Consider the following 8,669-nt stretch of genomic DNA (forward strand, 5'->3'; position numbering starts at 1 on the left):
GGAAAGCTCTGAACTTCCGTTTATAAATTTGTCGAAACGATGAGATACAAATAGCACCCATGAGCTATTTTTGGAATGGCTGCCAGTTGGTTTCGTAGAGTGTGTCTCTGGGCTTGAAGGCACTTTTTATAGGGGGAGCCCCAAAGTAGGGCGGTGGTATCATGGCAATCATGGGGCTGTGGCACGGCACGTACAGGGGAGAAAGGTTGCCTAAGGAGAGATGAAGGGAGCGAGACCCACTTCTTACTCGTGACGATGTGGGATTCCATCAAGAAGTTCGCGGGTGAGAATCCAGAGTTGGCGAAGTACTGCCAGGAAGACGACGAGTTTCCCCTGGAGGAGGAAGAGTACGTCCAGCACTGCAAGATATTCTACGAGAAGTGAGATAGCCTTTTAATTTTTGAATTCCAATCCTTTTTTGGTGGTGTCAATGAGGAAGTCCCAGCTCCAGGCTGGGTTAGTAGCTCCCCTCGTGGCTTATTCCGGCATCCTCACGGCGATCTACGTGAACCGCTCGTGGTGGAAGTTGACTGACAACGCGATAAGCGACCTCGGAAAGGTCGGCCTTTCTAACAAATGGCTCCTCAACGTGCCGCTCGTGGTAACGGCGGCATTGGCAATATACTACGCCGCAGGCCTTCTTGAGACGGCAAGAAACAGCATTGAAAAGGCTGGAACCGGGATGCTCATAGCGGGCTTCGCCTTTCTGGCGTTGATAGGCATCTTCCCGGAGGGAACTTCACCGCACTACTACGTCAGCTGGTGCTTCTTCCTGACGGCCGGATTCGGCTTTCTGATAGCGGGTGTGGGAATGGGTCTCGCCGGGGAGAGGGGGATGCTTTACTTCACGGTGGCTCTCTTCGTCTTGGCCTGGATTCTCTCCGTCTGGGCCATGAGAACATTCAGGGGTGTTGCAATCCCCGAGTTCGTCGGGGCACTGACGATAACGGTATGGCACTATGTCGTGCTATTGAAGTTTTGGGGGGATGAATATGCGGCACTACGAGCTCATAAAGATTAAGGAAGATGGGAAGGTGGAGATCCCGCTGGATTTCGCCTACGAGCTCGGGCTCGTTAAGGGAGCCTACTTCCTGGTAGAGGTTGATACCGACCTCAAGGAGGCCCACCTCGAGAGGATAGCCCTTCCCGGGAAGAGGCTGGTCGAGGTTGAACTCGTTGTGGAGGACAGGCCGGGGGTTCTGGCCAAGGTCAGCGGGCTCTTTGGAAAGCACGGGATAAACATCCTCTTCAACGAGAGCGAGGAGCTGGGCGAGCTGGGTCTCGCTGCAATAGTGGCAATAGTGGACGTCAGCGGGAGCAGGATTTCACTTGAGGAGCTTGAAAAGGCCCTCAAGGGACTGGAGGAGGTCAGGGAGCTAACCCTGCGAGAGGTGGAGTAGGAGGAGCAGAAAGAGGGCGAAGAGGGCCGCCCCGATGTTCACATCCTTCGGCGTTATCTCCCTTTTTGGGAGCTTTACTTCAAGCAAACCGCTCGCCTTGAGCAGGGTGAAGAGCAATACTCCCCCCAGGAGCAGGTAAGCGTCAATCGCCTTGGGAACAGCTCCGAGCGAGATCCCAGCGAGGAGCGCCGCGAGCGCCATCATGAAGGACGGGAGGACCAGCGCGCCGCTCCTCCCCCCTTCACCATGCATGAGATAGTAGTTGAGCTTCGTGAAAGAGGCGAGAGTCCCCAGACCCGCCAGATAAAACAGTTCCTTACCGTACGGCAGTCCCTTAAGGAGAACGGCCTTCGCGGGAGAGCCGACGAACGGCCATATCCCGCCTATTGCAAGGCTGAGCATCAGTGTAGAGAGCATTAAGAGAGGGTCGCCCCTGTAGGAGAGCTTTTCCAGTTTCCTGCTCTTGGCTTTGTCCACCATAGCCCCTGCAGAGAGGAAGAGGCCGCCCTTGAAGAGCATGTGGGCGAAGGCGTAGTAGACGGCTCCGAGCGGGTTGAGCGTTCCTATTCCGAGGAGGACGTAGCCCATCTGGCTGACGGTGTGGTAGGCGAGGAGCCTCTTGACGTCCTTCTGGAGGAGCGCCATGGCAACGCCGAAGAGCATGGATGCGAAGGCCGTGCCGAGCAGAACCTCCCTAAAAGTTCTGCTGAGGGGAAGGTAGAGCGAGAGGAGCACCATGCCGTAGGCTGGGGCCTTGACGACCGCCCCGGAGAGGAGCGCCGAGACAGGGGAGGGGGCGTTGGCGTGGGCATCCGGAAGCCAGAGGTGGAGGGGGAAGATACCGGCCTTGAGGAGGAGCGAGGCTAAAGCGAGTGCAACGGCCGCCCTTATCTCCGCTGAGGGCGGAACCCGGGAAATCAGCTCGAGGTTTAGATAGCCAGTCTTGAGGTAGATAACGCCTATCGAGAACACGAAAAAGTAGGAAGCTAGGAGCGAGAGCATTAGGTACTTGTATGCCGCCCTGGTTGCCCTCCTCTCTCCGGAGAGGCCCACCAACGCGAATGAAGACACCGAGGCTATCTCCATGAAGATGTAGAAGTTGAAGAGATCCCTGCTTATGAAGGCCCCGAGGAGGCTGGCATGGACAAGAAGGAGCAGGACGAGGGCCTTTACTTCCCTTTTGAAGTAGCTAATGGAGTACAGGGCAACGGCGGAGAAGAGGATAAGCTCGCCAAGGATAAGGAGGGAGTTGTAAGCGTCGAGGGCGACCTCTATCCCCCCCACCCTCGGCCAGTTACCCACGACCCCGCTCCCTTCACCAAGGGCGAGGTAGACGAACCATGGGAGAAGCGCGCCGGCCAGGAAGAGGTACTTAGCGTACTTTTCCATTCTAACGGGGATTGTTAGGGCTGTAAGGAAAGCGAAGAGGAGTGGAACTGCAACGAGGACGGCTATCACGCCCACTCCCCCCCGTTGCGCAGTATCATCGCAAGGGCCAGCGCGGTTATAGCCACGTCAACGACGAGCGTTGTCAGCATTAGCGTGGCAGGAAGCGGGTCAACCGGAGTGGAGGGCATTATCGGGAAGTCCCCTCCCTCGACGTAACCTGTGCCTATGAAGAACAGTATCAGACCGAGGGAAACCACGTTGATGGAGAGCACCTGCTTTATCGCCTTCTCCTTCGATATCAGACCGTAGAGACCTATGAGCATCACGATTATTCCAGCGGTCTCGGCGTTAATCACGGTCAACCCACCTCGCCAAGATGTAGAAGACGAGGACGAAGGAGGTACCCACCTTGAGGGCAACGCCTACGTTGAATGTCATTATGGTACCTCCCGGGATGTAGGGGCGGAGGAAGTTGAGGAAGAAGGCCCCGAAGGCTAAACCCATGAGTGCGACCCCTACTATAAAGAGGGCCGCAGAAGATTCTACGAGCTGGACCGTCCTGAGCGGGAAGTGCTTTCTCGTTCTCCTGTAGCCGTAGGCGGTCATGAGCAGGATAACGCTCACGGCGAAGATTACCCCTGCCTGAAAGCCGCCGCCGGGGCTCTCGTAGCCGTAGATGGTGAGGTAAGCTCCATATGTGACCAGGAAAGGCGCCACGAGCTTTGTCGTCGTCCTCACGACGAGGCTCATCTTCACTTCATTCTCCTCCCGAGGAGCAGGTAAAAGGCGGTGGCCGCCGCGAAGAGGAGGGTAGCTTCGCCAAGGCTGTCGTAGGCCCTCCAGTCTGCCAGTATGGCCGTCACGAGGTTCGGGATTCCAACCTCGCGCCAATTAGTTAGGTAGTAGGCGTAGCTCCCCCCTGAAACTTTGGTGTAGTCAAGCCTGAGGAGCTCCAGCAGGAGGGCCGAACTGATGAGCGCTCCGATGAGGCGCTTCACTCCCCCACCTCCTTTATCGTGTAGAGGAATAGCCCCGTTACTATCGCCCCAACCACGACGGCCGAGAGGGCAACATCGGGAGCTTTAAGCTGGATCAGGACGATTACGAAGGCTAGGCTGAGGAGGCCGTAGCGCAGTACCGCGGAGGTGAGTTTCTCAGCCTCCACCACCGAGGCCGATAGGAGGATTATCGCAATAAGCAGGACTTCATGGATTGTCCCAGGCATACATGTCCACCACCGCTTTCGGCTTTACCCCACTCTTATAGGCGGCCCTCGCTATCGCATGGCTGACCATCGGGTTTATCATGGCTATCATGAAGGCTATCACGAGGAACTTGAGCTTTCCCGTGAGGGAGAAGTCCGAGGCGAGTGCCAGGGCCAGGAGTATGCTTATCGCCCCACCAGTGTCGCACTTCGCTGTTGCATGTAGCCTCGTGTAAACGTCGGGGAAGCGGAGTAACCCGAGGGCCCCGAAGAGCATTATGAAGAGGCCGAAGAGGAGGAAGAGGAAAGCTATCACGCCCTCACCTCCATGTACTTAGCTATGATGAGCCCGCCCACGGCGTTGACCATGAGGAGCACTATGCTCACGTCGAGGAGGTAGGGGGCATCGTAGAGGAGCGAGAGCATTGCTATTATCACCACGGCCTTCGTCGTTGCCGTGTTCAGTGCAACTGCCCTGTCAGCCAGCGTCGGGCCGAAGATAACGCGGTAGCTAACCAGCGTCGCGGTAAACACTAGGAAAGCCACCGCGTATGGTAAAATCACCAGAAGATTTTCTTCAGCCATTCCTCAAGCTCCCCCTTTATCTTCATTCCAGCCTTCTCCTGGTCGAGGGTTTCAACATCAATCCAGTGCACGTAGAGGTAGGCCTCACCGAGCTTCTTGTTGACGTCCAGTGTGAGGGTACCCGGTGTTAGCGTTATGGAGTTCGCGAGGACGGTCAAGCCCGTGTTCGAGTGAAGGTCAGCCTTCACCTTAACTATCCCGGGGTTTATGTCCATGAAGAGGACGTTTTTAACGACCTTAAGGTTGCTCTCAAGCAGGCGAAAGGCCATGATGAAGAGGTACTGCGGGACGAGGAACAGGAATATGTAGGCCGCCTTTGAGAGCAGATGTCCCGTCTGCCTTATGTCGTCCGTCAGAAAGTCCCTCGTTACCGTGGCAATGGCAAGCGTCACCAGGGCCCCGGTGATCAGATGGGAAGGTGAGAACTTCCCGCTTACGACGAGCCAGAAGGCAAATAGGGCCAGCCACGTGATCCCCACCCTCTCCCAAGCCGGAAGCTTTCTCGCCTCGTAGCTCTCGTAGAGAACCCTGCCCCTAACCTCATCCAGTCTCTCACGTAGGTAGAAGTGCACCCTGCCCATGTATCGATTTCTACCCCAAACCTAAAAAGGGTTTTGACGGAGCTATGTCTCCGCATCCCAGAGAGCCAGCCCGTTGTCCTGCGGTTTTCTCTCCAGAGGTTCCCCTAAGAGCTCCTGAATGAAGACCTCCGCAACGAAGACCTCTCCTTCAACCAGATGGCCGCCGTAGAGCCTTCCGTCCGGGCCTCCAAGCGAAACGTGGATGTGCGCGAAGGGTTTTCCCTCCTTGAGGCTTATGTTTCCCATCAGGGAAACCAGCTCAAAGGTTCCCTTCAGTTCGATCACTTTGTATTCCCCGGCTTTCTCATCGAAGTAGCCTATTTCGGGGTTCCTCAGGCTTCCTATCGCGTTGATGATTCCTATGAGAACGTTGTGCTCCTCGGCGAAGCGGTTTATGTAGCTTAAAAGCTCTTCCCCCTCTGGAACCCTGAAAAGAAAGTTCCTTCCCTTTGAAAACCTCATCACCCTCACCTAAACCCTAATAAACCGCACCCGATTTAATCCTTTGGGTGAGAAGATGGACGCGAGAAATGCTGTGATGAGGATTCTCCCAGAGCTTAGGGAGCTTGAGGAGGTGGATTTTTCGAAGTACTCAAGCCGGTACCTTCCGCTAATCAGCGCCTTTGCTGAAACGGGTAGGACTGGTCTGACCGAGTTCGAGGCTTTCGTGAGGGAAAACGGCCTCGAATCTTCCACCGTCGGAAACTTCCTCATCTCGCTCTTCCAGTACCTCCTGATCCGCTACCGTCGTTACAACGAGTACTCCGTCGTTAAGCCGGCAATTAAGGTCTTCATCACCCTCAAGGGCTGGCTGAACGAGAACGGCTTTGAAAAGGAGTGGAAGCTCCTCCTCCACAACTTCGCCGGGTACATCGTGGACATGGCCGGAAAAACGGCCGAAAGGGAGGACTGCGAGACGGCCCTCGCTTACTTTACCACCGCCTACAGGCTTGCGGAGGAAGCTGCAGAGAACTTTAAGGAGAAGTACTTTGGGGAGCTCAGGGAGAAAGCGGGGGAGATGCTGAAGTCCCTCCACGAAAGGTGTGGGATTGAAGGAGAGCCCCCTGAAAAGAGGGAGAAGGGCTGTTAAGCCTTCCCTTCCTCGATCTCCTTCTTGAAGTACGCGTACATCGCATCGTAGAGTGGAAACTCCTTCTCGAGGGTCTCGTAGTCGTCCTTGGATATCATTCTGTAACCCCGTGCGAGAATATCCAAGGCCACCGCCAGCGGCTGGGGATTCTCCACGTGGGTGTCGGCCTCCCTAACGATCTCCGCTATCTTCAAAACGGCTGGATCGGTTATGTTGTACTTCTCTACGAATGCGTCGAAGGAGCATTTACCGTCGTGGTGGCCGAGCTCAACGCCCTTGAAGTCGAAGGGAATTCCCTCTGTTATGGTCGAGGGGTCGGTGTCGCGGGGCACGAAGATGAACTCCGCCTCGGGGTCGATAAAGCGCTTTATAAGCCACGGGCACGCCACGCGGTCCACGTGGACGTGCTCTCTCGTCACCCACTTCATAACATCGCCTCAGATCGGGTTGGCGCTCATACTATTTACGGGTTTTGAGGGGAAAATTCAGAGAGAACCGGCCGATGAGAAGCTACCTCTCCAGCGTTACCTCCGCGTAGCTCCTTGGATCCTCCCATATCTTTACCTTTATCTTCCTCACGTTGTCCCCCGCCTTCTCGGCTATCCTCTCCGCGAACCACTCGGCTATGTATTCAGCCGTCACATTGGGCTTGTCCAGAACAACGGCCTCGTCTTTGGGGAGCTCGAGCCTCTTCCCGTTCTTCTCGATAACGAGAACACCATCCTCTCTCTCGACGACCCACCCCTCACTCACGAGGATCCTGTGGTCGAGGAGCTTTATGAGCTTGCTCAGGTGGTTGAAGTCGAATATCATACCGTTCTCGTTGAGTTCGCCCCATATCTCGACGTCGACGTTGTAGGTGTGGCCGTGTATGCGGAGGCACTTGCTCTCGTAGGGCAGAGCGAGGAAGTGGGAGCTGTCGAAGTCCTTGTGCCAGCCTATCTTTCTCTCACTGATTCTGAACCCCATGCTCTCACCTCCCAATAAATCCATCAAAGGCGTTATAACCCTTTTTGCCCAAACGGCATGGTCTCTCAAAGGGTCAAATTGTTTAAGAATATAGACTTTCACACCTCCTGTATCGAAGGTACGCGGGCAGATCAATCCTCTCCTCCAGTCATTATCAATGGGGGGTTGTGTTGCTTATAGTTGCTTGGTCATGAGTTTAAAAAAGTGTGAATTTGCAGTAGTTAAAAATTATTTAAACGATAAACTTTAATAGTAGAAGGCATTAAGAATCAATCAATGACTAGTTATTCAAATGAGGACATAAAGAATACACTGAAACAGTATTTTAACAGAGTATCAATCTTAACAACTCAAGTTCCAATACAGCTCAGAGAGGTGTTGCTCCCAGAATATATGCTTTATCAAGGATTTAAGAGCGTGGTTTATATTGATGATAGTGGTAAAGTTGGATTTGAGATCCTTCGAAAGCGAGCAAGTAGGGTTTCCATAAAAATCAAAAAAACCAAAAAAAACTGTGGAGGAAGAGATATTCGGGATTTCAGGCGTTAATGGTGCATTTGTGGTAACCGGGAAGGATTCGGGATTTTGGAGGATTATATTCACCAATCATGGCTTCATTGGGAGATATAAAAATCAACTCCCTGAAGATTCAACAATTTTTGTACTGGCTAATGATACGATCCCTGTAAAAGTAGAACACAACGGAGAAGCAAAGTTAGTGGATGTGGGAATATATTGGGTAGTCAGAAAACAACGGCATGTTAAGCACATTCCCTTTGCATGGATTTTTGGGAAGTCTTCTACTCTTAAAGAGATTAGCCCACTCTCTCACGCCGAGTCTGATTTCTACTTTATACTTTTCAATAGACTCTATGAGATAATCACAAATGGTTATCAGAGGATTATTGATAAAATCGCAAAACTCAAGGCTCTTGAAATGTATATGGAACTCATAGCTAGGATAGAAGACGAAATCAGAAACACTATATATACAACTAAAGCTGATGAGCAAGTTTTTCAGGATATGCTCACACGATACAAATTTTTCTTATGGCCCGGTGCAATGATGATAGAGAGCCAACCGACACTTCAAGGAGAACTCCTAAGAAGACCAGATTTTCGTATTCAAACAAAGGAAGGTAGAGAAATTTATGTCGAGATTGAACCTCCAAGATATAAGCCGTTTATTGGAACAAGGAAATCTACCCGCCTGAAAGGTGCCCTAAATCAAATTTCAGACTGGAGAAAGATAATAGGCAATAACAGCAATGTTTTATACATGATAATTATTGGGCTTTTTGAAGAGTTAACTGAAGAAGAGAAAAGAGCGTTGAGCTCTTTTAATGAGTCACAAGATAATTTGGTCGTTGTAACTTGGGAATACATACTTGAAAATGTTGAGAAAATCAAAGAGGGGATTAATAAAGAACTTGCTGGAGATATGTAAAAAT

At 52.7% G+C, this 8,669-nt stretch carries 17 protein-coding genes; 6 read left to right on the plus strand and 11 right to left on the minus strand.

Features of this window, described 5'->3' with window-relative positions:
• Nucleotides 1–153 precede the first annotated feature (153 nt).
• Genes A3L09_RS03480 through A3L09_RS03490 form a run of 3 tightly spaced genes read left to right on the plus strand, consistent with a single transcriptional unit; the run spans nucleotide 154 to nucleotide 1,400 of the window.
• Nucleotides 154–384, plus strand: a complete 231-nt coding sequence (locus A3L09_RS03480; protein ID WP_232473570.1) for a hypothetical protein — start codon at nucleotides 154–156, stop codon at nucleotides 382–384.
• Nucleotides 385–430: 46 nt separating this feature from the next.
• Nucleotides 431–1,021 (plus strand): DUF998 domain-containing protein, encoded by a 591-nt coding sequence (locus tag A3L09_RS03485; protein WP_088857638.1) that lies wholly within the window; start codon nucleotides 431–433, stop codon nucleotides 1,019–1,021.
• A complete protein-coding gene (locus A3L09_RS03490; RefSeq protein ID WP_088857639.1) occupies nucleotides 993–1,400 on the plus strand; it encodes an ACT domain-containing protein in 408 nt (135 codons plus the stop codon). Before A3L09_RS03485 ends, A3L09_RS03490 begins: the two co-directional genes overlap by 29 nt.
• On the opposite strand, the gene A3L09_RS03495 is transcribed toward A3L09_RS03490, so the two are convergent.
• The 9 genes from A3L09_RS03495 to A3L09_RS03535 are packed head-to-tail and all read right to left on the minus strand — an operon-like array spanning nucleotide 1,377 to nucleotide 5,621.
• Nucleotides 1,377–2,858 (minus strand): proton-conducting transporter transmembrane domain-containing protein, encoded by a 1,482-nt coding sequence (locus A3L09_RS03495; protein WP_198362288.1) that lies wholly within the window; start codon nucleotides 2,856–2,858, stop codon nucleotides 1,377–1,379. The two genes, A3L09_RS03490 and A3L09_RS03495, sit on opposite strands and share 24 nt — an antisense overlap.
• Nucleotides 2,855–3,145: a cation:proton antiporter subunit C gene (locus A3L09_RS03500; protein WP_088857641.1), complete on the minus strand. Its 291-nt coding sequence runs from the start codon at nucleotides 3,143–3,145 to the stop codon at nucleotides 2,855–2,857. Before A3L09_RS03500 ends, A3L09_RS03495 begins: the two co-directional genes overlap by 4 nt.
• The gene (locus A3L09_RS03505) at nucleotides 3,138–3,545 is read right to left on the minus strand and encodes a Na(+)/H(+) antiporter subunit B (protein WP_088857642.1); all 408 of its coding nucleotides are present in this window, start codon (nucleotides 3,543–3,545) and stop codon (nucleotides 3,138–3,140) included. The genes A3L09_RS03500 and A3L09_RS03505 overlap by 8 nt, the downstream gene beginning before the upstream one ends.
• A complete protein-coding gene (mbhE, locus tag A3L09_RS03510) occupies nucleotides 3,542–3,787 on the minus strand; it encodes a hydrogen gas-evolving membrane-bound hydrogenase subunit E (RefSeq protein ID WP_088857643.1) in 246 nt (81 codons plus the stop codon). The genes A3L09_RS03505 and mbhE overlap by 4 nt, the downstream gene beginning before the upstream one ends.
• Nucleotides 3,784–4,014 carry a hydrogenase subunit MbhD domain-containing protein gene (locus A3L09_RS03515; protein WP_088857644.1) on the minus strand — a complete coding sequence of 77 codons (231 nt, stop codon included), beginning with the start codon at nucleotides 4,012–4,014 and terminating at the stop codon, nucleotides 3,784–3,786. Before A3L09_RS03515 ends, mbhE begins: the two co-directional genes overlap by 4 nt.
• The gene (mnhG, locus tag A3L09_RS03520) at nucleotides 3,995–4,309 is read right to left on the minus strand and encodes a monovalent cation/H(+) antiporter subunit G (RefSeq protein ID WP_088857645.1); all 315 of its coding nucleotides are present in this window, start codon (nucleotides 4,307–4,309) and stop codon (nucleotides 3,995–3,997) included. Before mnhG ends, A3L09_RS03515 begins: the two co-directional genes overlap by 20 nt.
• Nucleotides 4,306–4,578 (minus strand): monovalent cation/H+ antiporter complex subunit F, encoded by a 273-nt coding sequence (locus tag A3L09_RS03525; RefSeq protein WP_088857646.1) that lies wholly within the window; start codon nucleotides 4,576–4,578, stop codon nucleotides 4,306–4,308. Before A3L09_RS03525 ends, mnhG begins: the two co-directional genes overlap by 4 nt.
• A complete protein-coding gene (locus A3L09_RS03530) occupies nucleotides 4,554–5,159 on the minus strand; it encodes a Na+/H+ antiporter subunit E (RefSeq protein WP_088857647.1) in 606 nt (201 codons plus the stop codon). Before A3L09_RS03530 ends, A3L09_RS03525 begins: the two co-directional genes overlap by 25 nt.
• A gap of 42 nt (nucleotides 5,160–5,201) precedes the next feature.
• Nucleotides 5,202–5,621, minus strand: a complete 420-nt coding sequence (locus A3L09_RS03535; protein WP_088857648.1) for a PPC domain-containing DNA-binding protein — start codon at nucleotides 5,619–5,621, stop codon at nucleotides 5,202–5,204.
• A gap of 55 nt (nucleotides 5,622–5,676) precedes the next feature.
• On the opposite strand from A3L09_RS03535, the gene A3L09_RS03540 reads away from it, so the two are divergent.
• Nucleotides 5,677–6,249 (plus strand): hypothetical protein, encoded by a 573-nt coding sequence (locus A3L09_RS03540; protein ID WP_088857649.1) that lies wholly within the window; start codon nucleotides 5,677–5,679, stop codon nucleotides 6,247–6,249.
• Here A3L09_RS03540 and A3L09_RS03545 read toward each other — a convergent pair.
• The gene (locus A3L09_RS03545; protein WP_088857650.1) at nucleotides 6,246–6,677 is read right to left on the minus strand and encodes a chromate resistance protein ChrB domain-containing protein; all 432 of its coding nucleotides are present in this window, start codon (nucleotides 6,675–6,677) and stop codon (nucleotides 6,246–6,248) included. The genes A3L09_RS03540 and A3L09_RS03545 overlap by 4 nt on opposite strands.
• Before the next feature lie 82 nt (nucleotides 6,678–6,759).
• Complete coding sequence (locus A3L09_RS03550; RefSeq protein ID WP_088857651.1) at nucleotides 6,760–7,218, minus strand: 6-pyruvoyl trahydropterin synthase family protein; 459 nt, start codon at nucleotides 7,216–7,218, stop codon at nucleotides 6,760–6,762.
• Nucleotides 7,219–7,494: 276 nt separating this feature from the next.
• Between A3L09_RS03550 and A3L09_RS10835 the strand changes: the two genes are divergently transcribed.
• On the plus strand, nucleotides 7,495–7,767 hold the full coding sequence (locus tag A3L09_RS10835) for a hypothetical protein (RefSeq protein ID WP_157727194.1): 273 nt from the start codon (nucleotides 7,495–7,497) through the stop codon (nucleotides 7,765–7,767).
• The gene (locus A3L09_RS03555) at nucleotides 7,733–8,665 is read left to right on the plus strand and encodes a DUF4263 domain-containing protein (RefSeq protein WP_157727195.1); all 933 of its coding nucleotides are present in this window, start codon (nucleotides 7,733–7,735) and stop codon (nucleotides 8,663–8,665) included. Before A3L09_RS10835 ends, A3L09_RS03555 begins: the two co-directional genes overlap by 35 nt.
• The last annotated feature ends 4 nt before the right edge of the window (nucleotides 8,666–8,669 follow it).

It is taken from the genome of Thermococcus profundus, from assembly GCF_002214585.1.
Classification (GTDB): domain Archaea; phylum Methanobacteriota_B; class Thermococci; order Thermococcales; family Thermococcaceae; genus Thermococcus; species Thermococcus profundus.

What these genes read in the sequence shown, in the direction of transcription:
- A3L09_RS03485 (WP_088857638.1), top strand. Translation starts at nt 431, where the DNA reads ATGAGGAAGTCCCAGCTCCAGGCTGGGTTAGTAGCTCCCCTCGTGGCT.
- A3L09_RS03490 (WP_088857639.1), top strand. Translation starts at nt 993, where the DNA reads ATGCGGCACTACGAGCTCATAAAGATTAAGGAAGATGGGAAGGTGGAG.
- A3L09_RS03515 (WP_088857644.1), bottom strand. Translation starts at nt 4,014, where the DNA reads ATGCCTGGGACAATCCATGAAGTCCTGCTTATTGCGATAATCCTCCTA.
- A3L09_RS03525 (WP_088857646.1), bottom strand. Translation starts at nt 4,578, where the DNA reads ATGGCTGAAGAAAATCTTCTGGTGATTTTACCATACGCGGTGGCTTTC.
- A3L09_RS03530 (WP_088857647.1), bottom strand. Translation starts at nt 5,159, where the DNA reads ATGGGCAGGGTGCACTTCTACCTACGTGAGAGACTGGATGAGGTTAGG.
- A3L09_RS03535 (WP_088857648.1), bottom strand. Translation starts at nt 5,621, where the DNA reads ATGAGGTTTTCAAAGGGAAGGAACTTTCTTTTCAGGGTTCCAGAGGGG.
- A3L09_RS03540 (WP_088857649.1), top strand. Translation starts at nt 5,677, where the DNA reads ATGGACGCGAGAAATGCTGTGATGAGGATTCTCCCAGAGCTTAGGGAG.
- A3L09_RS03545 (WP_088857650.1), bottom strand. Translation starts at nt 6,677, where the DNA reads ATGAAGTGGGTGACGAGAGAGCACGTCCACGTGGACCGCGTGGCGTGC.
- A3L09_RS03550 (WP_088857651.1), bottom strand. Translation starts at nt 7,218, where the DNA reads ATGGGGTTCAGAATCAGTGAGAGAAAGATAGGCTGGCACAAGGACTTC.
- A3L09_RS10835 (WP_157727194.1), top strand. Translation starts at nt 7,495, where the DNA reads ATGACTAGTTATTCAAATGAGGACATAAAGAATACACTGAAACAGTAT.